This window comes from Pseudomonas sp. WS 5412, from assembly GCF_012985615.1.
GTDB classification, from domain to species: Bacteria; Pseudomonadota; Gammaproteobacteria; order Pseudomonadales; family Pseudomonadaceae; genus Aquipseudomonas; species Aquipseudomonas shahriarae.
In genome coordinates, this window is sequence record NZ_JAARMB010000015.1 from 139724 (window position 1) to 165142 (window position 25419).

Below are 25419 nucleotides of genomic sequence, written 5' to 3' on the forward strand. Positions count from 1 at the left end.
CCGCCGCGCGCCCATGCCCTCTATCCCCGATTTCCCCGTAAGCCGATTTCAGGCAGGAACCCCTCATGATGGACGCCTTCGAACTTCCCCGCACCCTGGTCCAGTCTCTCCAGCGCCGCGCCGCGCAGACCCCGGACCAGGTGGCCCTGCGCTTTCTGGCTGAGTCTGCCGCCGAGACCGTGGTGCTCAGCTACCGTGACCTGGACCTGCGCGCCCGCACCATCGCTGCCGCCTTGCAGGCCTCGGCCGGGCTGGGTGAGCGTGCGGTGCTGCTGTTCCCCAGCGGCCCGGATTATGTCGCGGCGTTCTTTGGCTGCCTGTACGCGGGGGTGATCGCGGTGCCGGCCTATCCGCCGGAGTCCACTCGCCGGCATCACCAGGAGCGGTTGCTGTCGATCATCGCCGATGCCGAGCCCAGGCTGTTGCTGACCAGCAGTGGTTTGCGCGACGCCCTGGGGCAGATCGAGCAAGCGCCGCCCTTGCTCTGCGTGGATGAACTGCACAGCGAAATCGCCGCCGGCTGGGTCGCGCCAAACCTGCAGGACGACGATATCGCCTTCCTGCAATACACCTCCGGCTCCACCGCCTTGCCCAAAGGTGTGCAAGTCAGCCACGGCAACCTGGTGGCTAACGAATTGCTGATCCGTCGCGGCTTTGGCATCGACCTCAACCCCGATGACGTGATTGTCAGCTGGCTGCCGCTGTACCACGACATGGGTTTGATCGGCGGCCTGTTGCAACCGATCTTCAGCGGCGTGCCCTGCGTGTTGATGTCGCCGGCGTACTTCCTTGGCCGCCCGTTGCGCTGGCTGGAAGCGATCAGCCAATACCGCGGAACCATCAGCGGTGGCCCGGACTTCGCCTACCGCCTGTGCAGCGAGCGGGTCAGCGACTCGGCCCTTGAGCGCCTGGACCTGAGCCATTGGCGCGTGGCCTATTCCGGTTCCGAGCCGATCCGCCTCGACACCCTGGAGCGCTTCGCCGAGAAGTTCGCCCCGTGTGGTTTTACCCCGAACAACTTCTTCGCCTCCTATGGCTTGGCCGAAGCGACCCTGTTTGTCGCCGGCGGCACCCGTGGCCAGGGCATCCCGGCGTTGCGCCTGGACGAACAGGCGCTGGCCGCCAACCGTGCCGAACCAGGGCAGGGCACTGCGATCATGAGCTGTGGCACGAGCCAGCCCGAGCACGCGGTGCTGATCGTCGAGCCGCAGACTCTCGCCGAGCTGGACGACAACTGCGTCGGCGAGATCTGGGCCACCGGCCCGAGCATTGCCCACGGCTACTGGCGCAACCCCGAAGCCACCGCCGAGACGTTTGTACAGCACGCCGGTCGCACCTGGTTGCGCACCGGTGACCTGGGCTTTATCCGCGACGGCGAGGTGTTTATCACTGGGCGCCTGAAAGACCTGCTGATCGTGCGCGGACACAACCTGTACCCGCAGGACATCGAGCAAACCGTCGAGCGCGAAGTGGAAGTGGTGCGCAAGGGGCGTGTCGCGGCATTTGCGGTGAATGACCAGGGCCTGGAAGGTATCGGCATCGCCGCAGAAATCAGCCGCAGCGTGCAGAAGATCCTGCCGCCGGAAGCCCTGATCAAAGCCATTCGCCAGGCAGTGGCCGAGGCCTATCAAGAAGCGCCCTGCGTGGTGGTGCTGCTCAACCCCGGCGCGTTGCCGAAAACCTCCAGTGGCAAGGTCCAGCGTTCGGCCTGCCGCACCCGCCTGGCCGATGGCAGCCTCGACAGCTACGCGCAGTTCCCCGATCAGCGCGCGCAGGCGGGCGATGGGGCACTGGCGTCAGACCTGCAACAGCAGATCGCCGCGATCTGGTGCGAACAGTTGCAGGTGGCGCAAGTGGCTGGCGATGATCACTTCTTCTTGCTCGGCGGCAACTCCATCAGCGCCACCCAAGTGGTTGCCCGCCTGCGCGAAACCCTGGGCCTGGAACTCAATCTGCGCCTGCTGTTCGAGGCGCCGGTGCTGGCCGATTTCGCCGTCAGTGTCGGCCAATTGCAGGCGGAGGGGGGCGTGGCCCAGGGCGCAATCAGCGCCTTGTCACGCCAGCAGGATATGCCGCAATCCCTGGCGCAAAACCGCCTGTGGATCACCTGGCAACTGGACCCGCAGAGCAGCGCCTACACCATCCCCGGCGCCCTGCGCCTACGCGGCGAGCTGGATGAAGACGCGCTGCACGCAAGCTTCGCGCAACTGATCCAGCGCCACGAAGCGCTGCGTACGCGGTTCTATGAGCGCGACGGCCAGGGCTACCAGCGCGTGGATGCGCAGCGTGAGTTTGCCGTGCAAGTCATCGACCTGCGTGACCTGCCGCTGGCCGAGCGTGAAGCCCGTGCCGCGCAGATTCGCGAGGACGAGGCACGCACCCAGTTCGATCTGGAGCAAGGCCCGTTGCTGTGGGTCACGCTGTTGCGCCTGGACGATGAAGATCACCAGTTGCTGGTGACCCTGCACCACATCATCGCCGATGGCTGGTCGCTGACTGTATTGCTCGACGAGTTCTCGCGCCTCTACGCTGCTGCGTCCCAGGGCCAGCGCCTCGAGTTGCCGGTCCTGGCTGTGCAGTACGCCGACTACGGCAGTTGGCAGCGCCAATGGCTGGCCGCAGGCGAGGGCCAGCGCCAGTTGGCCTACTGGCAGCAGCAACTGGGTGACGAACATCCCATCTTGAGCCTGGCCACCGACCACCCGCGCTCGGCCCAGCAACGGCGCAGCGCTTCACGCTACAGCGTGCGCCTGGACGCCAGCCTGGGCGAAGCGATCCGCCAGACCGCCCAAGCGCACCAGGCCACGCCGTTCATGCTGTTGCTGGCGGCGTTCCAGAGCCTGCTGTACCGCTACAGCGGCCAGCGCGATATCCGCATCGGTGTGCCCAACGCCAACCGTGGGCGCCACGAAACCCAGGGCCTGATCGGCTTCTTTATCAATACCCTGGTGATGCGCGCCGAAGTGGATGCGCGCCTGCCCTTCAGCGAGCTGCTGGCGGCGACGCGCCTGGCCGCCACCGAGGCCCAGGCCCATCAGGACTTACCCTTCGAACAGCTGCTGGAAGCCTTCCCCCAAGCCCGGGAACAAGGCCTGTTCCAGGTCATGTTCAACCACCAGCAGCGTGACCTGAGTGCCTTGCGCCGCCTGCCGGGCCTGCTGGCCGAAGAGCTGCCGTGGCACAGCCGCGAAGCCAAGTTCGACCTGCAACTGCACAGCGAAGAAGACCGCAACGGGCGCCTGAGCCTGTCATTCGACTACGCTGACGAGCTGTTCGACGCCAGCACCATCGCGCGCCTGGCCACGCATTTGATCAACCTGTTGCAAGCGGCCTGTGCGCAACCGCACCAAGCGGTGGGCGACCTTGTGCTGCTGCAGGCCGCCGAGCACACCGAGCAACGCAACTGGAGCGAGGCCCCGTGCGCCCCGGCGCAGCGCCTGGTGCCGGAACAACTCAACCAACACAGCGACGAGCGCACCGCCGTGGTCTGGCAGGACGCCAGCCTGACCTTCGGCCAACTGCACACCCAGGCCAACCGCCTGGCCCATTACCTGCGCGACAAAGGCGTCGGCCCGGACGTGTGCGTGGCGATTGCCGCCGAGCGTTCGCCGCAACTGCTGATCGGCTTACTGGCGATCCTCAAGGCCGGCGGCGCCTATGTGCCACTGGACCCGGACTATCCCGCCGACCGCCTGGCCTACATGCTGGCCGACAGTGGCGTGCAATTGTTGCTGACCCAGACCCATCTGCTGCAACAGCTGCCGGTGGCCGAGGGGGTTTCGTTGATCGCCATGGACAGCCTCAAGCTTGACAGCTGGCCGACCCAGGCGCCGGGCCTGCACTTGAATGCCGACAACCTCGCCTATGTGATTTACACCTCCGGCTCCACCGGCCAGCCCAAGGGCGTGGGTAATACCCATGGCGCCCTGGCCGAGCGCTTGCAGTGGATGCAGGCCACTTACCAGTTGGATGAAAGCGATGTGCTGATGCAAAAGGCACCGATCAGTTTTGACGTGTCGGTGTGGGAGTGTTTCTGGCCACTGATCAGCGGTTGCCGCCTGGTACTGGCCGGCCCCGGCGAGCATCGCGACCCCCATCGCATTGCACAGTTGGTGCAGGAGCATGGCGTGACCACCCTGCATTTTGTGCCGCCGCTACTGCAGCTGTTTGTCGATGAACCGCTGGCGGCCGAATGCACCAGCCTGCGCCGGGTATTTTCCGGTGGCGAAGCCTTGTCCGCCGAGTTGCGCAATCGGTTGCTCGCGCAATTGCCGGCGGTGCAGTTGCACAACCGTTATGGCCCGACCGAAACGGCAATCAACGTCACCCATTGGCACTGCCAGCGCACCGACGGTGAGCGCTCGCCAATCGGCCGCCCATTGGGCAACGTGCTTTGCCGGGTGCTGGACGAGCAGTTCAACCTGCTGCCCGCAGGGGTGCCGGGTGAGCTGTGCATCGGCGGGATTGGCCTGGCCCGTGGTTATCTGGGGCGTGCCGGGCTGACCGCCGAACGTTTTGTCGCCGACCCACTGGGCGCGGCGGGCGCCCGTTTGTACCGCACCGGCGACCGCGTGCGCTGGACGGCTGATGGCGTGCTGGAGTACCTCGGGCGCCTGGATCAGCAGGTCAAGCTGCGCGGGTTTCGGGTCGAACCGGAAGAAATCCAGGCGCGGCTGCTGGCCCAGGAGGGCATCGCCCAGGCGCTGGTGTTGGTTCGCGAGACCGCCGGCGGTGCGCAGTTGATCGGTTACTACACGGCCAGCGGCGAGCTGGATGAGCTGGACGTGAAAGCCGCACTGGCCGCCGAGTTGCCGGAGTATATGGTGCCGGCGCAACTGATCCGCCTCGACGTCATGCCCCTGAGCCCCAGCGGCAAAGTCGACCGCCGCGCCTTGCCGGAGCCGGTGTGGCAGGTGCGTGAGCATGTCGAGCCGCACACCGCCCTGGAACAGCAGATCGCCGCGATCTGGCGCACAGTGCTGGGCCTGCCGCGTGTCGGCCTGCGCGACGACTTCTTCGCCCTTGGCGGCCATTCACTGCTGGCCACGCAAATCATCTCCCGCACACGCCAGGCCTGTGATGTGGAGCTGCCCCTGCGTACCTTGTTCGAAGCCAGTGAGCTGGGGGCGTTTGCCGAACAGGTGCGCCTGATCCAGGCCAGCGGCCAACGCAACCAACAGAGCGCGATCGGCAAGGTGGATCGTCGCCAGCCGGTGCCGCTGTCCTATTCCCAGCAGCGCATGTGGTTCCTCTGGCAAATGGAGCCGGACAGCCCGGCCTATAACGTCGGTGGCATGGCGCGCTTGCGCGGGGTGCTGGATGTGGGGCGTTTCGAGGCGGCGTTGCAAGCCTTGATCATGCGCCACGAAACCCTGCGCACCACCTTCCCGAGTGTCGATGGTGTGGCCCGGCAGAACGTCGCCGCGCAAAGCAGCGTGCGCATGAACTGGCAGGATTTCTCGGCGTTTACCGAAGCCGAGCGCCAACTGCGCGTGCAGCAATTGGCCGACCAGGAAGCCCACCGCCCGTTCAACCTGGAAACCGGACCGTTGCTGCGCGCCTGTCTGGTCAAGGCCGGCGAGCAGGAACACTACCTGGTGCTGACCCTGCACCACATCGTCACCGAAGGCTGGGCCATGGACATCTTTGCCCGTGAACTCAGCGCGCTGTACGAAGCCTTTATCGACGAGCGCGAATCGCCCCTGGAACCGTTGCCGGTGCAGTACCTGGACTACAGCGTGTGGCAGCGCCAATGGCTGGAGGCCGGTGAACGCCAGCGCCAGCTCGACTACTGGACCACGCAACTGGGCAACGAGCATCCGCTGCTGGAACTGCCCAGCGACCGGCCACGCCCGGCGGTGCAAAGTCATCAGGGCGAGCTGTACCGTTTTGACCTTGGCGATGAACTCGCCGCCAAGGTGCGCGCCTTCAATGCCGAACATGGCCTGACCCTGTTCATGACCATGACCGCGACCCTGGCGACGCTGCTCTACCGCTACAGCGGCCAGACCGACCTGCGCATCGGTGCGCCGGTGGCCAACCGCATCCGTCCGGAAAGCGAAGGGCTGATCGGCGCGTTCCTCAACACCCAGGTGCTGCGTTGCCAGCTCGACGGGCAGATGCGCGTTGCTGAGCTGTTTGAGCACGTGCGCCACACCGTAATCGAAGGCCAGTCCCATCAGGACCTGCCGTTCGACCACTTGGTGGAAGCCCTGCAGCCGCCGCGCAGTGCTGCGTATAACCCGCTGTTCCAGGTGATGTGCAACGTGCAGCGCTGGGAGTTCCAGCAAAGCCGGCAGCTGGCCGGGATGACCGTCGAGTACCTGGCCAACGATGCGCGTGCCACCAAGTTCGACCTCAACCTGGAAGTCACCGACCTCGATCATCGCCTGGGTTGCTGCCTGACCTACAGCACCGACTTGTTCGACGAGCCGCGCATTGCGCGCATGGCCGCCCATTGGCGCAACCTGCTGGAGGCGCTGATTGCCGATCCGCAACAGCGCTTGAGCGAGTTGGCGATGCTCCAGGCACATGAGCAACGCGCCCTGCAAGACGGCCTCGGTATCGAGGCCGGCGAGCACCGTCTCGACCAGTGCATTCATTCGCTGTTCAGCGCACAGGTGCAGGCCCGTGCGGATGCGCCCGCGCTGACCTTCGCCGGGCAAACCCTGAGTTACCGCGAGCTGGACAGCCGCGCCAACCGCCTGGCCTGGATGCTGCGCGAGCGTGGGGTGGGCCCGCAGGTGCGGGTCGGCCTGGCGCTGCCACGCTCACTGGAAATGGTCATCGGCCTGCTGGCGATCCTCAAGGCCGGTGGCGCCTATGTGCCGTTGGACCCGGAATACCCGCTGGACCGTCTGCACTACATGATCGAAGACAGCGGCATCGGCCTGTTGCTCAGCGATGCGGCGATGTTCGACGCCCTTGGTGAGTTACCCGCCAGCGTCAGTTGCTGGTGCCTGGAAGATGACTTGCCGGTGCTCGCCAACTACCCGGCCAGTGACCTGCCGGCGATCAGCCTGGCGCAGCATCAGGCGTACCTGATCTACACCTCCGGCTCCACCGGCAAGCCCAAGGGCGTGGTGGTGTCCCACGGTGAAATCGCCATGCATTGCCAGGCGGTGATCGAGCGCTTTGGCATGCGCCCCGACGATTGCGAGCTGCACTTCTATTCGATCAATTTCGACGCCGCCACCGAGCGCCTGCTGGTGCCGCTGCTCAGTGGTGCGCAGGTGGTGTTGCGCGCCCAGGGGCAATGGGATGCCGAAGAAATTTGCGGGCTGATCCGTGAGCATCGGATCAATATCCTCGGCTTCACCCCTAGCTATGGCAGCCAGTTGGCCCAATGGCTGGCCACGCAAAACCAGACCCTACCGGTGCGCATGTGCATCACCGGTGGCGAGGCGCTGACTGGCGAGCACCTGCAGCGCATCCGCGCAGCGTTCCAGCCGGCGCTGTTCTTCAATGCTTATGGGCCGACCGAAACGGTGGTCATGCCCCTGGCCAGCCTGGCCCCTGAGGTGTTGGAGGAGGGCGCCGGCAGCGTGCCGATCGGCAGCATCATCGGCGCGCGGGTCGCCTATATTCTGGATGCCGACCTGGCGCTGGTGCCCCAAGGTGCGACTGGCGAGCTGTACGTGGGCGGCGCCGGCCTGGCCCAGGGTTATCACCAGCGTGCGGGCATGACCGCCGAACGTTTTGTGGCCGACCCGTATGCCGATGGCGGGCGGCTCTATCGTACCGGCGACCTGGTGCGCCAGCGTGCCGATGGCCTGGTGGAGTACCTGGGGCGGATCGACCATCAGGTGAAAATCCGTGGTTTCCGCATCGAACTGGGCGAGATCGAAACCCGCCTGCTTGAGCACGAGGCGGTCCGTGAGGCGGTGGTCCTGGCCCTGGATGCGCCGAGTGGCAAGCAACTGGCGGCGTACCTGGTCAGCGATGCCCGCGATCACGCCGCCTTGCGCGAGGCGCTCAAGACCCACCTCAAGGCGCAGCTGCCGGACTACATGGTGCCGGCGCACCTGATGGTGCTCGACAGCATGCCGCTGACCGCCAACGGCAAGCTCGACCGCCGCGCCTTGCCGCAACCGGACCCCGAGGCCAATCGGCAGCAGTACGTGGCGCCGAGCAATGCGCTGGAACTGAGCCTGGCCGCGATCTGGTGTGCGGTGCTCAATGTGCAGCAGGTCGGGCTGCACGATAACTTCTTCGAGCTGGGTGGCGACTCGATCCTGTCGATCCAGGTGGTCAGCCGGGCGCGGCAGGCGGGGATTCACTTCAGCCCCCGCGACCTGTTCCAGCACCAGACCGTGCAGGCCCTGGCCGCAGTGGCCACGTGCAGTGAGCAGGTCACTGCCGAGCAAGGGCTGTTGACCGGCCCCTCGGGCCTGACGCCGATCCAGCATTGGTTCTTCGACAGCGAAATCCCGGCGCGTCAGCACTGGAACCAGGCATTGGTGCTGGCGCCGGTGCAGGCCCTGGACCCGCACCGCCTGGAACAGGCGCTGCTGGCCGTGCTGGAACACCATGACGCCTTGCGCCTGAGCTTCACCCAGCACGACGCGCAATGGCACGCCGAGCATCTGGCCGTGCCGGAAGGCGGCGTGTTGTGGCTGGCCCAGGTGGCGGATATGGCGCAGTGCGAGGCGCTGTTCGCCGATGCCCAGCGCAGCCTCGACCTGGAGCACGGCCCGCTGCTGCGCGCCTTGCTGGTGGACGGGCCGCTTGGCCAGCAACGCTTGCTGATCGCGATCCATCACCTGGTGGTGGATGGCGTGTCCTGGCGCGTATTGCTCGAAGACCTGCAAAACGTCTATCGCCAATTGAGCGACGGCCAGGCCGTCAGCCTGCCGGCCAAGACCAGCGCCCTGCGCGACTGGGCCGCGCGTTTGCAGGCCTATGCCACTAGCGAATCCCTGCGTGAAGAACTGAGCCTGTGGCAGCAACAGTTGGCGGGCCCGCCGGTTGAACTGCCGGTGGATCGGGCGGACGGCAGCCTGCGCAACCGCGACGCCGAGACTGTCAGTGTGCGCCTGGATGCCGAGCGCACCCGGCAGTTGCTGCAACAGGCACCGAGCGCCTACCGCACCCAGGTCAACGACCTATTGCTGACTGCACTGGCCCGCGTGCTGTGCCGTTGGAGTGGCCACGCATCGACCCTGATCCAGTTGGAAGGCCACGGCCGCGAAAGCCTGTTTGATGAAATCGACCTGACCCGCAGTGTCGGTTGGTTCACCAGCGCTTACCCGCTGCGCCTGACCCCGTTGGATATCGAGGAGGCCAGCGGCCAGGGCGCGTCGATCAAGGCGATCAAGGAGCAACTGCGCGCGGTGCCGCACAAAGGCCTGGGCTATGGCGTGCTGCGCTACCTGGCCGACAGTACCTGTCGCCAAGCCATGGCGGCGTTGCCGAACGCCTCGATTACCTTCAACTACCTCGGGCAGTTCGACCAGAACTTCGACAGCCAGGCGCTGTTCCACCCGCTGGACGTGTCTGCCGGCCCGGCCCATGACCCGGATGCGCCACTGCCCAACGCCTTGAGTGTGGACAGCCAGGTGTACGGCGGCGAACTGCTGCTGCGCTGGACCTTCAGCCGCGAGCGCCACGACCACCAGACCATCAGCGAGCTGGCCGAGGCCTACCTGGGCGAGTTGCAGAGCCTGATCGCCCATTGCCTGCGCGATGATGCCGGCGGCCTGACGCCGTCCGACTTCCCCCTGGCGCACCTGACCCAGGTGCAACTGGACGCGTTGCCGGTGCCGGCCAGCGCCATCGAGGATGTGTATCCGCTGACGCCCATGCAGGAAGGCCTGCTGTTGCATACCCTGCTGGAGCCGGGCACCGGCCTCTATTACATGCAGGACCGCTACCGCATCAACAGCGAGCTCAACCCCGAGCGCTTTGCCCTGGCCTGGAAAGCCGTGATCGCCCGGCATGAAGCCTTGCGTGCGTCGTTCTGCTGGAACGTCGGCGAAGCGATGTTGCAGGTGATCCACAAGCCCGGCAGCACGCCGATCGAATACCTGGACTGGACCGGCACCCCGGCCGAGCAACAGGAACCGCGCCTGCAAGCGCTGCTCAAAAGCGAGCGCGAGGCGGGTTTCGATCTGCTCAATCAGGCGCCGTTCCACCTGCGCCTGATCCGCGTCGGCGAGGCCCGCTACTGGTTCATGATGAGCAACCACCACATCCTGATTGATGCCTGGTGCCGTTCGTTGTTGATGAATGATTTTTTCGATATCTACACCGCCTTGGGTGAAGGTCGAGAAGCACAACTGGCCGCGCCGCCACGCTATCGCGATTACATCGCCTGGCTGCAACGTCAGAACCTGGCGGAGGCGCGGCAGTGGTGGCAGCAGAACCTGCAAGGGTTTGAGCGCACCACGCCGATCCCCAGCGACCGGCCATTCCTGCGTGAACACGCCGGCCACAGTGGCGGCATGGTGGTGGGGGATTGCTATACCCGTCTGGATGCCCGTGACGGTGCGCAATTGCGCGAGCTGGCCCAGGCTCATCAACTGACCGTCAATACCTTCGCCCAGGCGGCGTGGGCCTTGGTGCTGCGGCGCTTGAGCGGCGAGCGTGACGTGTTGTTCGGCGTCACGGTGGCCGGGCGCCCGGTGGACATGCCGCACATGCAGCGCACGGTCGGCCTGTTTATCAACAGCATCGCCCTGCGGGTCAAGTTGCCCGAGGACGATCAGCCGTGCAGCGTGCGCCACTGGTTGAGCGCCTTGCTCGACAGCAATATGCAGCTGCGCGAGTACGAATACCTGCCGCTGGTGACAATCCAGGAACACAGCGAACTGCCCAAGGGCCAGCCGCTGTTCGACAGCCTGTTTGTATTTGAAAACGCTCCGGTGGAAGTCTCGGTGCTGGACCGTGCGCAAAGCCTGAACGCCACCTCGGACTCGGGCCGTACCCACACCAACTTCCCGCTGACGGCGGTGTGTTACCCGGGGGATGACCTGGGCCTGCACCTGTCCTACGACCAGCGTTATTTCGATGAAAGCACCGTGCAGGGCATGCTTGCTGAGTTCAAGCGCCTGCTGCTGGCGCTGGTGCAGGGCTTCCATGGCGATATGGCCGACCTGCCGCTGATTGGCGAGCAGGAGCGTGAGTTCCTGGTGCACGCTTGCAACCAGAGCGCCCACGACTACCCGCTGCAAAGCAGCTACGTTGAACTGTTTGAAGCGCAGGTGGCGCAGCATGGGCAGCGCATTGCCGCCAGTTGCCTTGACCGGCAATGGAGCTATGCCGAGCTGAACCAGCACAGCAACCGCCTGGGCCATGCCCTGGTCGCGGCGGGTGTCGGCCTGGATCAGCCGGTGGCGCTGCTGGCCGAGCGCGGCCTGGAACTGCTGGGCATGATCATCGGCAGCTTCAAGGCCGGTGCCGGTTATTTGCCGCTGGATCCCGGCCTGCCGGCCCAGCGCCTGAGCCGGATCATCGACCTGAGCCGCACGCCGCTGCTGGTGTGCACGGCAGCCTGCCTTGAACAGGCGCAGGTGTTGCTCGAAGACTTTGCCTGCGGCGCGCGGCCGAAGCTGCTGGTGTGGGAGGAGTTGGCGGGCGCGGATAGCAATCCGGGGATCTACAGTGCCCCGGACAACCTCGCCTATGTGATCTACACCTCCGGGTCCACCGGGCTGCCCAAGGGCGTGATGGTCGAGCAGCGCGGCATGCTCAATAACCAGTTGAGCAAGGTGCCGTACCTGCAGTTGAGCGAGCAGGATGTGATCGCCCAGACCGCGTCGCAAAGCTTCGATATTTCGGTGTGGCAATTCCTCGCCGCGCCGTTGTTTGGCGCACGGGTGGACATTGTGCCCAACACCATTGCCCATGATCCGCAGGGCCTGCTGGCCCATGTCCAGGCCCAGGGCATCACGGTGCTGGAAAGCGTGCCATCGCTGATCCAGGGCATGCTTGCCCAGGAGCGCATCAGCCTGCAGGGCCTGCGCTGGATGCTGCCGACGGGGGAGGCCATGCCGCCAGAGTTGGCGCACCAATGGCTGCTGCGTTACCCGGATATCGGCCTGGTCAACGCCTATGGCCCGGCGGAATGCTCGGATGACGTGGCGTTCTTTTGCGTCGACCTGGCCTCGACCCGTGGCACCTACCTGCCGATCGGCACGCCGACCGACAACAACCGTTTGTACCTGCTCGACGGCGCGCTGGAGCTGGTGCCGCAAGGGGCGGTGGGTGAGTTGTGTGTGGCGGGCACCGGGGTAGGGCGTGGGTACGTCAGCGATCCGCTGCGTACCGCGCAAGTGTTTGTGGCGGATCCATTTGGTGCGCCGGGAGAACGCCTGTATCGCACCGGCGACCTGGCGCGGCGGCGCAGCGATGGGGTGCTGGAGTACGTCGGGCGCATCGACCATCAGGTGAAAATTCGCGGCTACCGCATCGAACTCGGTGAAATCGAGGCGCGCCTGCACGAGCAGCCCGAGGTGCGCGACGCGGCGGTGGGTGTGCAGGAGGGCGTGAATGGCAAGCACTTGGTGGGTTACCTGGTGGCGAGCGATGCCAGCCTTAACCCTGGCGAACGCCTGGACCGCATCAAGCAGCGCCTGCGCAGCGAACTGCCGGAGTACATGGTGCCGTTGCACTGGCTGTGGCTGGAGCGCCTGCCGTTGAATGCCAACGGCAAGCTCGACCGCAAGGCCTTGCCGGCTCTGGAGATCGGTCAGTTGCACAGCCAGGATTACCTGGCGCCGCGCAGCGAGCTGGAGCAGACCCTGGCCACAATCTGGGCCGAGGTGCTGAAGGTCGAGCAGGTGGGCGTGCTGGATAACTTCTTCGAGCTGGGCGGGCATTCGTTGCTGGCCACGCAAATCGCCTCGCGGGTGCAAAAGAGCCTGCAACGGGATGTGCCGCTGCGGGCGATGTTCGAATGCAGCACGGTGGCGGAGTTGGCGACGTACATCGAGGGCTTGGCCGCCAGTGACATCAGTGCCGGCACGGTGGACCGCCTGAGCGATTTGATGGCGGAGCTGGAGGGGCTTTGAGTCGGCGAACGGGCCGCCATACAGGCGGCACGCCATTGGTCGGTTTTGCACATTTTTGGGGTGCCTACTGTCAATTCTGACAGTAGGCAAACCTCCTGTTTCCGGGGCTAGATAACTGCAGATTTGGGCCTGCCCAGCAGGCTTGCTGGTTATCTTTCCCAGACAGGAGGTCGCATCATGGTCAAAAAAACCACCCCCCAAAGCCCGCCGTTGGCGGCTACCCAGGCACCTGCCGAGGTTGCTGTCGAATTGCCCTATCCGCAGATTCGCTACGCCCTCAATAACAACACCCTGGACCCCATCAAGGCGAAAAACGGCACTGTCGCGACCGTCGCTTTTACGGGGATGGGCACGGGGCCCATTACCTTGTACTGGGCGATCAAGGGCCAGGACGAGCCGGTGTTTGAACCTGTTGTGCAACCGGGCAGTACCAGCGGCAGTATTGATATTCCGGTTCCCTGGCAATCGGTCAGCACCAGCATTGGGCATACGGTTTTGGTCTGGTACACCGCGCGGGTGGCAGGCCAGTTGAAGGAATCGCTGGTGCTGGAGTTGGAGGTCCAGCAGATCAGGGAGGCGGACCTCAAGGAGTCGCTGCCGAAGTTTGAGCATGCCCAGTATGTCCATAGCACCTGGCAACTGGATATGAAGACATTCAGGGGCGATGAGACCATCCGCCTTAACGCCTGGCCGATGATTCAGGCCGGGCAGCGCCTGTTTATCAATGTGGCCGGTGATCAGCACAAGCCGCCGTTCGCGTTTAGCTGGGTGGCGCGGGACCATGTGGTCATGGAGACCGAAGCCCATGACGATCATGTCTTTGAGTTCAAGCTGTCACGGGGCTGGATGGCGCGACGGGAAGACTATTCGGCACTGACCCTTCATATCGCCGTGATCTTTGATGGCACCGATCCCAAGCCGCCGGTACCGGTCGATCCGATCTACGAAACCCGACTGCCCGAAAACGCCCACGAGTTTCATCCTCGCAACACGGCGCTGTTGTTTGTCGATACCTCCCTGCATTTGCAAGCCCCGATATTGGTCGAGGCGCAAGGCCAGGGCCAGGTTGATCCCCTCAAGTTGTTGGAGGGGGCCACGGTACGTGTTTGTTACGAGGATATGCAGAGCACCGACCATATTGCCCTGTGCTGGGAATCCACCTTCGGTGATTGCGCGCCGATTGCACCGCAGTATGGCGTAGAGGAGGGGTGCATCGACTTCCATGTGCCGCCGGAATACGTGGGCATGCGCCTGGATAACTTCGCGCATTTCTCCTATACCGTGACCCGGGATGGGGAGCCGTACACGTCGCCTGAAGGTGTGGTCAGGATCCCACTGCCGGCCAACCTGCCCCAGCCGCAGATTTTCGAAATGCCGTTCAACACCCTGGACCTTGGAGGGATGTGCTGTGATGATCCGGTGACTGTTCATGTCGCGCCTTGGCCGTTTATCGGCACCAGCCAGGTTATTCAGTTGTTTATCGGTGGTGTTTACCCGGATGGCTCGAAAGCCCGGCTGCTCCCTTTTGATGAGGCGCCGATTACTGAAGAAGACGTGCGTAGCGGTTGGACCAGAACCTTGTCTCGGGCCCAACTGGCGGCGCTCAAACATGACAGCCAGTTGTATGTTCTCTTTAGTGTCGAGTTTCTTCCGCGTAAGGATTCAAGGCCGGTCTACAGGTCTTTTCCTTCACTGCTGGTGAATCTGCTCACCGAGCCCCACTTGGAGTTGACGGCCCCCCATCTCGTCGAGTCCGTAGACTGCGGCGCCGACGGCTGGCTACTCAACCCGGTGAACACGGTGGAGGGCGCGCATCTTCAGGTAGCGTACGGGCATATGTGTCCGGGGGATTGGGTGTGCCCGACGTTTACCGGCACACCAGGGCTCGGTTCGCCGGCGCTGGAGTGTCGTACTGTCGGTGTAGATGAGCGAAACATGGTGTTCCCGATTCCGGCCTCTGCGATCAGCGCCAACCTGTGTCAGAAAATATCGGTTTCTTACAATGTGTCGCGTGCCTGCGGTGGCTCCTGGGAGTCGCCGGTGAAAGAGGTGCAGGTCCTGGATCTCAGCGGCCTGCCCGCGCCTGCGGTGGAACAGGCCACGGGCAGCACGTTGGACCTTAATACCTTTGGGGGCGATGCCACGGCGATGGTGGCTACCTGGTTCTATCTGGCCCTGGGCCAACCTTGCTGGCTGTGGGTGACGGGTGAGTTGGAGGATGGCAGCCCCTACCGTTTTGAGGTGCTGGAAGGTCAGGCGGTAACCGAGGAATGGCTGGCCGGTGGCGTCACCGCGGCACTGGCGCGCAACGAACTGCAAAAACTGGCGGATTGCAGTGCCTTTGAAGTGCATTTCGCGGTGAACTTCAATGGCGAGTCCGACAAGGCCAGCGCCAAGGAATTTGCATCGCTGACCCTCGAAATTGCCCAGGAGGACCTGGTACTCGAAGCGCCCACGGTGCGCGAAGCGGTAGGCTCGCAGCTCACGGTATACAACGGCCGCGATGGCGTGACGGTGCGAGTGGCCTATGACCTGATCAGCCCCGGCCATGCAATCAGCGTGTGCTGGAAACGCGCAGACGGTACCTGCCTGCCGCTGGCCTCGAAGCCTGGCAGCAATGACCCGGATTACGTGGATTTCCATATCCCCCGGGAGGCGGTGATTCGTGGGATTGGCAAGACGGTGAAGATCAACTACACCGTTACCAGCCTGTGCAAAGTGGCGACTTCCCCGGACCTCGATCTGCAAATCAGCGATCCGATACGTTTGCCGGTGCCGGTGGTGCCGCAGGCAACCAACAATATTCTGGACTTGCGCACCTTTAATGGGAACGCGGATATCACCGTTGAACCCTGGTGGTTTATCTTGCCGGACCAGAAAGTATGGTTGCGGGGCGTCGGTACCCAAAAGAATGGCAACCCTTATACGATCAACGTTTACTTGGGTCAGGGGGTGACAGCAGGTGAAGCGAGTACAGGTTTGAAAAAGGCGCTACAGCGTTTCGAACTTGAGCTCTTGAAGGACCTCAGCCGCCTGATGTTTACCTGTAAGGTGACCGCCGATGGCAGTACCCATGAAAGTGAAGCGCTGGTGTTTCCGATTCTGGAGCTGATTATCCGGGCCAATTTCTTAACCGATTTTGATGATTTTGAGAGTTATCCGAGCCAGGAGTATCTGGGGGCAGGGACTATCATCAATACGCGCTTATTGGATTTTGAATTACCAGCCTCATCTCCCCCTGGAATTGGGCTTCATCCAGTCAGAACTGCCGGAGAACTGGTGCCGGGAATGATTGAGGGCAAGGCATTGGCAGTGCGCTGCGGTAGCGCTAATACAATGCAGCTATCACGTCTGAAGTTTAAGTTCAGATGCGCACGGGTGAGATTCGGTTATGCAAATACCGGCACCGATATCGCGACGTTCAGGTTCTTTGGTGAAAATAATCAGCTACTTGGGACACGTGAGGCAGCGACTAGGACCTGGGTCGATTTCGAGGCTGAAAACGGAGCAAAAATAGTCCGTATTGACGTTTTGTGTCTTGTGCATGGAGCGATTGATTCGCTAACCATCTGGCATGGTGGCGAGACTTATCGTCATTGAGCTAATGCCCGCCCTGCAGAAAAGGGGTGAGCAAACGCTCGGGGTCGGCCGTTAGGTATTGGACCAACGAGATACAAGAATGCCCGCTTTGTGCGGGCATTCTTGTTAGTGGCGTGTGGTTAATCCGAGTCACTTGGGCCCGAGGATTTTCCCCAACTTATCCGGCGACGGCGCCCCCTGCTGTTGCTGCAACTGGCCCTTGTCATCCAGATAGAAAATCGCCGGCGTGGCCGACAACTCCAGCTCTTCCATCAACTTCATATTGGCATCGAGCTTGGCCTGGATCTGGGCCGGAATCTTGGTCAGGGCCTTGAGCTTGCTGGCTTTGCCGGCAGACTCATGTTCTTCCAGGGCCTGGGCTGTGTCCTTGCTTGCCAGCAGCGCCGCCGATTTGCCCGGGCTGTCTTCGCGAATAATCCCGACCATGATGTGGCGCAACTGTACCTTACCCGCCTTGACCCAGGGCCGTGCCTGTTCCCAGAACATGTTGCAGTACGGGCAGTTGGGGTCGCTGAACAGGTAGACGGTGCGCGGCGCGTTTTTATCGCCGTCCTGGATCCAGCTGCTCTGTTCCATCTTGGCCCAGATTTCCTTGGCCATTGGGGCGTAGACCAGTTTTTCCAGGGGCGCGGTGCTCAGATCATTGCCCTTGGCGTCATACAGATTGCCGGCGATCACGTGTTGGCCGTCGGCGGTCAGGTACAGCGCCATGCCGCGGTTCTGGTATTGCGCGGCATAACCCTTGAGCCCGCCCGGCGCGTCGAAGCTGCCGATGATCTTGGCGCCCTTGGCTTCGATCTGTTTGATCGGCGCCGGCCATTCTTCGGCGTGGACGAGGCTGGCAGCCAGGGTCAGGGGCAGCAGGGTTAGCAGGTGGCGGAGGCGGGGCATAAGGGTTTCCTTGCAGGGGCCGTCTTGGCGGCAGTCTTGTCGGTGGGGTCGAAATATTCCATGGCGCGGGCCAGGCTGGCTTGGGACAGTTCGCCCAGGTGGCTGTTGATCAGCCGGCCATCGGCTTGATAGAAGAGGGTGGTCGGCAGGGCCATGGACCCCACGGCCTGGCCCAGGCGGCCACTGGCGTCGAACAGCACGTTGTCCAGGTTCAGGCCCTGGGTAGCCAGGTAGGTGCTGACGCTTTGCATGCTTTCGGCCTGGTTGACGAACAGGAAGGTCACGTCCGGCCGCTGCTTCTGGGCGTTTTCCAGCACCGGCATTTCCCGCCGGCAGGGCGGGCACCAGGTGGCCCAGAGGTTGATCACCAGCGGGCCGCCCTGGTAGTCAGCCAGTTGCACGGTTTCGCCATCGGCATTGCGCAGGGCGATGTCCGGCAGGCGCGTACCTTTTTCGTAGATGTTCAACGAGAAACTGGCCAGTGCCCAGAAGGCCAGGCCGCTGACCACACCGGCGCTAAGCGGTTTGCGCAGGGCCGGGCGGCGCCAGCTCCACAGTAGGGCGGCGATGATCAGCACGATCACCCCAGGCCAGGCCAGGAAACCGCCGTCGCGCAGGTCGACGATCTGCAACGGGTCGTCGCGGTAGTACGACCAGTACATCAAGACAAAGCCGATACGCGCACTGAGCATGCCCAGCAGGAACAGGCTGAACAGCACCGATTCGGGGTTCTCGCCGCCCCGCTTGGCCACGCGCCAGCCCACGACTGTGGCGAGGATCAGCGCACTGATCAGCAGCAGATGGTTCAAGGCAATGGCAAAGGTGCCGATGGTCAAGGTCAGCATCAGAGTGCTTCCCGGGTCTGGGTCCAGCGTTGCAGGAAGGCTGCGGCATCCACTTCGCCGGTGATGCGTTGGGCGCGGCGCTCTGCACCGTCGGGGCCGATCCAGACGAAGCTCGGTGGGCCAGGGACTTTGTAGCGACCGAGCAGCTCACGGCTGGCGGCGTTGTCGGCGGTAACGTCCAGGCGCAGCAGGCGCACGTCCTTCAGGGCGTCCATCACTTCGGGTTTGCCGAACACCTGTTTTTCCATGATTTTGCACGACACACACCAGTCGGCGTAGTAGTCCAGCAGTACCCATTGGCCCTGGGCCTTGGCGCTGTCGAGCTGGGCTTGCAGGGCTACCGGGTCGTTGAGGGTGATAAAGCTGTCATGGGCAGTCGGCGCGCCGGCCACCGTCGAGCCACCGAAGACCTTGAGCGGCTGCCACAAGTCGTCGCTGCCACCGGCGGCGCCGATCACCAGGATCGCGCCCCACAGCCCCAGGACCAGGGAGCCGGCACCCAGTGCCTTGGCGATCAGCCCGTACTCACGGGCCAGGCTCCAGCCGCAGTAGGCCATGACCAGCGCCAGTACACCCCACAGGCCGAGCCACAGGCTTTCGTCGACGACCGGGCGAATCATCAACACGGCGGTCGCGAGGAACAGGAAGCCAAACACGCCCTTCAGCACGTTCATCCAGGTGCCCGGCTTGGGCAGGAAGCGATTACCCACGGTCACCAGCAACAGCAAGGGCACGCCGATACCGATGCCCATGGCAAACAGGATCAGGCCGCCGTGCAGGGCATTGCCGCTTTGCGCGATATACAGCAGGGCGCCGGCCAGGGGCGCGGTCATGCACGGGCCCACCAGCAGACCGGACAAGGCGCCGAGCACCCCGGCGCCGATCAGGCTGCCGCCGTTTTGCTGGCGGCTGGCGTTGTCCAGGCGATCGCGCAGGAAGGCCGGCAGTTGCAGTTCAAAGAAACCGAACATCGGCAGTGCGAGGATCACAAACAACCCGGCGAAACTGCCGAGGATCCACGGGGTTTGCAGCAGCGCGGCGAGGTTGCTGCCGGCCAGCGCGGCCAGCACGCCGAGGGCGGCATACACCAGGGCCATGCACACCACATAACTGCTGGCCAGGGCAAAACCACGGCGTGGGCTGGCACCGCTGCCTACCACCAGGCCAGCAAGGATTGGCAGCATCGGCAGCGAGCACGGGGCGAACGCCAGCAGCAGGCCCAGGCCGAAGAACACCAGCAGGCTCCAGCCCAGGCTGCGTTGCTGCAGGCCACTGGCCAGGCTTTCATCCTGGGCCTCGGCGGTGGCGGCCACGGCGGGGTTACCACCCAGGTCCACGGTGAGCGATTGCGGTGGGTAGCACAGGCCGGCATCGGCACAGCCCTGCCAGCCCAGCTTGACCTTGCCGGTGGCACCGGCCGGAAGCTTCACTTCCAGACCCTGGCGGTACACCTGTTGCTCGCCGAAGAACTCGTCGCTATGGGCTTCGCCCTGGGGCAGCACGGGCTGTTCGGCCAGGCCTTCGAATTTCATGCGTTGCTGGTACAGGTAATAACCGTCGGCAATCTGCCAATACAGCTGGGTTTCACCGGAAGCCAGGCGCTCGGAGGTAAAGGTGAAGGCCTTGCCTACCGGGAGGAACTCGGCCTTGGTCTCGAACGGATTGTTGCCAGGCGCGGCCTGGGCCAATCCGGTGAACAACACCAACAGGAAGATAAACAGATGCCGCATGGTCAAGCCTTAGTTCGATGCAAGTGGGGCACACAATGTGGGGTGCTGATTAACCGATGATTAACCGGGCTATTCTAGAGTGTCGGGATTTTCGAAGCGCGCCTCTTTTGCTGGCATAATGCGCGCTTAATCCGCCCTCCTTTAAATCAGCATTTTTGCAAAGGGTTCAGCATGCACGTACTGGTCTGTGAAGACGATGACCTGATTGCCAGTGGCATCGTTGCCGGTCTCGGCGCCCAGGGCTTTACGGTCGAGCGCGTAGCCACGGCCGCAGCCGCGCGGGCGATGCTCAAGGCGGCGGAGTTCGACATCATGGTGCTCGACCTCGGCCTGCCGGATGAAGACGGCCTGAAACTGCTGCAACAACAGCGCAGTGCAGGCCTGGAGATTCCGGTGCTGATCCTCACCGCGCGGGATTCGGTGACCAACCGGGTCGACGGCCTGCAGGCCGGCGCCGACGATTACCTGCTCAAGCCCTTCGACTTGCGTGAACTGGCGGCCCGCCTGCAAACCCTGCTGCGCCGGGTGGCCGGGCGTAGCGTCAACCTGATCGAGCATGGCCGGCTGACCTACAACCCCAGCAGCCGGGAAACCCTGTTGGGCGGCCAATCGGTGGACTTGTCCCGCCGTGAACAGGCGTTGTTGCAGGCACTGCTGCACAACCGTGGCCGGGTGCTGTCCAGCGAGCAGCTCAAAGACAGCGTCTACGGCTTTAACGACGAGTTGGAAAGCAACGCCCTCAACGTGCATATCCACCACCTGCGCCGCAAATTGGGCAATGGCATTGTCGAGACCGTGCGTGGCCTGGGCTACCGCCTGGGCCCGGCGGACGGTGGAGAGGACGCTTCGTGATGAGTTTGCGTCTGCGCCTGACGTTCAAGCTGGGCGCCGCTTTTGTGCTGATCTGGGTGCTGGCAGCGACCTGGATGCTCAACGACCTGCGTAACCAGATGATGTTTTCCCTGGATCAGCGGCTGGTGGCGTCGGCGCGCATGGTGGCCGGGCTGATGGAGCAGATGCCCGGCCTGGCCAGTGTGGGCGAGGGCAAACGCTTTGGCGCCGAGCAATTGAATGTGCCGGGGGGCATGGCGTGCCAGGTCAGTTCGCTGCGTGGCGAAGTCCTGGCGCGCAGCCATACCACCCCGGATCAGGGCCTGGAATCCCGGCAGAGTGGCTTTCGCGACCAGATCATCGACGGCGCCGCCTGGCGCAGCTTTACCCTGGCCCGGGGCGATTTGTTTATCACCACCGCCGACCGCCAGGTGGAGCGCGAGGCGCTGAATATGTCGATCCTGCTGGCGGCCTCGGTGCCGGTGGGCGTGGCCCTGCTGGGCTGCCTGTGCCTGTTGTGGTTGGGGATCGGCCAGAGCCTGGTGCCGCTCAACCGCATGCGCGATGCCTTGATGCGCCGCAGCGCCGACTCCCTCGAGCCCTTGCAGATTCACCCGTTGCCCAGCGAGCTCAAGCCGTTGCTCGACACTCAGAACCAGCTGTTGCAACGCATCGCCAAGGCCATTGAGCGCGAGCGCCGGCTGACGGGCGATGCCGCCCACGAACTGCGCAGCCCCCTTACGGCGATCAAGACCCACCTGCAAGTGGCACGCATGACCGACGGCGCGGCCCGCGACCAATCCCTGGCCCATGCCGAGGAGGGCGCCGACCGCCTGCATCGCACCCTTGAGCAATTGCTGCTGCTGGCGCGGGTCGAGGGCAGCCTGTCGTTTGATGACGGCTTGCAGTCCAGCGCCGAGCAGGTGGCGCGCCTGGCGATCCAGGACGCCAACGCCGGCGACAACCGGCGCATCGACCTGATCTTGCCGGACAACCTGCCCGATAACCCGGTGGAAATGCCCGTGGGCCTGGCGGTTGCCGCCTTGCGCAACCTGCTGGATAACGCCCTGAGCCATACCCCGGCCGATACGCGGGTGGAATTGAGTGTGTTTACCCAGGGCAATCAGGTGGTGTTCCGCGTGCGCGACCATGGCGCGCCGATCTCCAGCGAAGACCTGCAACATCTGACTCAACGTTTCTGGCGCAATGGCAACAGCGGTGGTTGTGGCCTGGGCCTGGCCATCGTGCAGGCGATTGTCCAGCGCTGTTCCTGTTCCCTGGCCTTCGACAGCCAGCCCGACGGCCTGCGGGTCGACCTGGGGATGCCGCTGCGACGCTGATCTTTCCTTGCACCCACATAACTACCGCCATCCTCAGGCCCGACGCTTCAGGATGGCGTTAATTTTTGTGTTTGCAGGTTTGCCGGCTGAATGACTCAGCCTGTATTGAAAAGGACAGCGCCTATGTTGGTCATCGACTCCACTTATCCCGCCCAGGATTTTAATCAACGCAATGGCGAAGCCGTGCGCCAGTTGGTGGTGCATTACACCGCCGCGCCCTTCGCCTCTTCCCTGCGCACCCTGACGCAGCAGGGTGTCAGTGCCCATTACCTGCTGCCCGACCCCCTCGAGGCGGGTTATCGAGACGCCGGCTACGACGAGTTGCGGGTATTCCAGCTGGTGGATGAACATCAGCGCGCCTGGCATGCGGGGGCCAGTCATTGGGCGGGCCGCGATAACGTCAACACGCGCTCCATCGGCATCGAGATCGTCAATCTGGCTCGCGACGATGGTGGGGTTTTTACCTTTCCTGCCTACGGGGCGGAGCAAATCGAGGTACTGATCGCGCTGATCCACGACATTTGCGCCCGTCATCCGCAGATCGGCGCCACCGATATCGTCGGCCATTCGGATGTGGCGTTCTGGCGCAAAAGTGACCCGGGTCCACGGCTGCCCTGGCACGGCTTGTTCGAGGCGGGCATTGGCGCCTGGTTCGATGAAGGGGTCAAAAACGCCTATGTGCGCCGCTTTCGCATGGGCTTGCCCCAGGAGGTGGAGATCGAACGAGCCTTTCAGCGCTACGGCTACGCCCCGGCACGAAACCGCCAGGCATTCCAGCAACGGGTGCGTGCGTTCCAGATGCACTTCCGGCCCTCCGACTATCGTGGGCAACTGGATATCGACACCTGCGCGATTCTCTATGCGTTGAACGAAAGGTACAGCAGTGCCGGCGAGTGAGCCATTTGCCGTTTTTTCACTGACCCAGGTGTAAATCCTCACGCCGCTGAAGCGTTTCCAGAACAGGAAATCCGTGCGCATGCCCTTTGGGGGCCAGACGTCAACGGGTTGGCAGTTTGGTCACCATCATCCGCGTATTGAGGGATCTAGAGATGTCAGTCGCTACCAGTCGCATTGACGATTTGCAGGTGTCGGCCAGCCCGACGCCGGCGGAAACGCTTTACCAGTTCGATGAATCACCGCTGCTGGCCCGCCAGCGCCTGCAGGAGTCCAATGCCCGCAGTTACCCACGGCGTATCCCCCTGGCACTCAAGCGGGCCAAGGGCATTTATGTCGAGGACGTCGAGGGGCGCAGTTTTATCGACTGCCTGGCCGGGGCCGGTACGTTGGCCCTGGGGCATAACCACCCGGTGGTGATCGAGGCGATCCAGCAGGTGCTGCAGGACGAGTTGCCTCTGCATACCCTGGACTTGACCACGCCGGTCAAGGATCAGTTTGTGCAGGATCTGTTCGGCCTGCTGCCTGCGGAACTGGCGCGGGAGGCGAAGATCCAGTTTTGCGGGCCCACCGGCACCGATGCAGTGGAAGCCGCGCTGAAGCTGGTACGCACCGCCACGGGGCGCAGCACGGTGTTGTCGTTCCAGGGCGGTTATCACGGCATGAGCCAGGGCGCGTTGAGCCTGATGGGCAGCCTGGGACCGAAAAAGCCATTGGGTGCCTTGCTGGCCAACGGCGTGCAGTTCCTGCCTTTCCCCTATGACTACCGGTGCCCGTTCGGTCTGGGTGGGGCAGAGGGGGTCAAGGTCAACCTGCATTACCTGGAAAACCTGCTCAACGACCCGGAGGCCGGCGTATTGCTACCGGCGGCGGTGATTGTCGAAGTGGTGCAGGGTGAGGGCGGTGTGATTCCGGCCGACCTCGACTGGCTGCGCGGCCTGCGGCGGATTACCGAGCAGGCCGGGGTGGCGCTGATCGTGGATGAGATCCAGAGCGGTTTCGGGCGCACCGGCAAGATGTTTGCCTTTGAACATGCCGGCATTGTTCCGGATGTGGTGGTGTTGTCCAAAGCCATTGGCGGCAGCCTGCCGCTGGCGGTGGTGGTCTATCGCGAGTGGCTCGACACCTGGCTGCCGGGCGCCCATGCCGGCACCTTCCGGGGTAATCAGATGGCCATGGCGGCGGGGTCGGCGGTGATGCGCTACCTCAAGCAGCACAACGTGGCCGACCACGCCGCCGCCATGGGTGAGCGCTTGAGTGAACATCTGCGCATCCTGCAGCGGGACTTTCCACAACTGGGGGATATCCGCGGGCGCGGCCTGATGCTGGGCGTGGAACTGGTGAACCCGAGCGGCACGCCGGATGTCCAGGGGCACCCGCCGGTCCATCGACAATTGGCGCCGCTGGTACAGCGCGAGTGCCTCAAGCGCGGGTTGATTCTGGAGCTGGGCGGGCGCCATGGCAGCGTGGTGCGTTTCCTGCCGCCGCTGGTCATCACCGCCGCAGAAATCGACCGAGTGGCAGAGATCTTCGGCCGGGCTTTGGCGGCGGCCGTGGCCAGCCTCTAATTTTCCTGCGCCGCTATACGTTCCTACATACATCAGCCACGCGCAGTGCGTGGCAGCCTTTGAGTGACGGAGAACCGCAATGACCTCAGTATTTGACCGCGAAGACATCCTGTTCCAGGTGGTGGTCAACCATGAAGAACAGTATTCCATCTGGCCTGACTACAAGGCCGTGCCAGAGGGCTGGCGCACCGTGGGTAAAAGCGGGATGAAGAAAGAGTGCCTGGCTTACATCGAAGAAGTCTGGACTGATATGCGCCCGCTGAGCTTGCGCCAGAAGATGGATGCGCAGGTTGTTGCTGGCTGAACACAAGCAAATGTGGGGGCGGGCTTGCCTGCGATGGGTATAGGTAGCTACACAATCTTCTGGGTTTGTGTACATATCCGTTGTTGCGGTTATGGCGGCTATTGGTTCCGCCCTTACGGCGGGTCACTTTTGGAAAAGAGCCCCAAAAGTAACCAAAAGGGCTCTTGCCCCACCACTCGGCACCTCGCCCAGGCTCGGTGTGCCCGCCATCCGACATTGATTTGGGGGGCCGCCGCGATGGGCCATCCATGGCCCAGCGCGGCTAACCCGGCGTCCTGCCGGGTTACCCCCCAAATCAAAATCGGATGACGGCCAGCGTGGTTTAACGGGGCGCTTAAGATCAAAATCAAGATCACAAGCAAAGCGAGGCGGCCTCACAGCCGACCTGATCGTCGAAGCGTGCGCG

Annotated in this window: 10 protein-coding genes; 7 read left to right on the forward strand and 3 right to left on the reverse strand. The window is 63.6% G+C overall.

Features of this window, described 5'->3' with window-relative positions; genetic code table 11:
- Positions 1-65: 65 nt before the first annotated feature.
- Together HBR94_RS19610 and HBR94_RS19615 are read left to right on the forward strand one after the other, a co-directional pair.
- Entirely contained in the window at positions 66-13010 is a 12945-nt protein-coding gene (locus tag HBR94_RS19610) for a non-ribosomal peptide synthetase (RefSeq protein WP_170045407.1), read from the forward strand.
- A 177-nt stretch (positions 13011-13187) separates the two neighbouring features.
- On the forward strand, positions 13188-16610 hold the full coding sequence (locus HBR94_RS19615) for a hypothetical protein (RefSeq protein ID WP_170045408.1): 3423 nt from the start codon (positions 13188-13190) through the stop codon (positions 16608-16610).
- Positions 16611-16739: 129 nt separating this feature from the next.
- Here the strand turns inward: HBR94_RS19615 and dsbG are convergent, their stop codons facing one another.
- The 3 genes from dsbG to dsbD are packed head-to-tail and all read right to left on the reverse strand — an operon-like array spanning position 16740 to position 20076.
- Positions 16740-17501, reverse strand: a complete 762-nt coding sequence (dsbG, locus tag HBR94_RS19620; RefSeq protein ID WP_057439145.1) for a thiol:disulfide interchange protein DsbG — start codon at positions 17499-17501, stop codon at positions 16740-16742.
- Complete coding sequence (locus tag HBR94_RS19625; protein WP_057439144.1) at positions 17477-18346, reverse strand: TlpA disulfide reductase family protein; 870 nt, start codon at positions 18344-18346, stop codon at positions 17477-17479. Before HBR94_RS19625 ends, dsbG begins: the two co-directional genes overlap by 25 nt.
- A complete protein-coding gene (gene dsbD, locus HBR94_RS19630) occupies positions 18346-20076 on the reverse strand; it encodes a protein-disulfide reductase DsbD (RefSeq protein WP_170045409.1) in 1731 nt (576 codons plus the stop codon). The genes HBR94_RS19625 and dsbD overlap by 1 nt, the downstream gene beginning before the upstream one ends.
- Before the next feature lie 171 nt (positions 20077-20247).
- On the opposite strand from dsbD, the gene HBR94_RS19635 reads away from it, so the two are divergent.
- The 5 genes from HBR94_RS19635 to HBR94_RS19655 all read left to right on the forward strand — a co-directional run bounded on the left by HBR94_RS19635 (position 20248) and on the right by HBR94_RS19655 (position 25013).
- Entirely contained in the window at positions 20248-20928 is a 681-nt protein-coding gene (locus HBR94_RS19635; protein ID WP_057439143.1) for a response regulator transcription factor, read from the forward strand.
- On the forward strand, positions 20928-22247 hold the full coding sequence (locus HBR94_RS19640; protein WP_057960212.1) for an ATP-binding protein: 1320 nt from the start codon (positions 20928-20930) through the stop codon (positions 22245-22247). The genes HBR94_RS19635 and HBR94_RS19640 overlap by 1 nt, the downstream gene beginning before the upstream one ends.
- 123 nt (positions 22248-22370) lie before the next feature.
- Complete coding sequence (locus HBR94_RS19645) at positions 22371-23144, forward strand: N-acetylmuramoyl-L-alanine amidase (RefSeq protein WP_170045410.1); 774 nt, start codon at positions 22371-22373, stop codon at positions 23142-23144.
- A gap of 152 nt (positions 23145-23296) precedes the next feature.
- Complete coding sequence (locus HBR94_RS19650) at positions 23297-24709, forward strand: aspartate aminotransferase family protein (protein WP_169960761.1); 1413 nt, start codon at positions 23297-23299, stop codon at positions 24707-24709.
- Between the two features lie 79 nt (positions 24710-24788).
- Positions 24789-25013 (forward strand): MbtH family protein, encoded by a 225-nt coding sequence (locus tag HBR94_RS19655; protein WP_032862749.1) that lies wholly within the window; start codon positions 24789-24791, stop codon positions 25011-25013.
- Positions 25014-25419 lie beyond the last annotated feature (406 nt).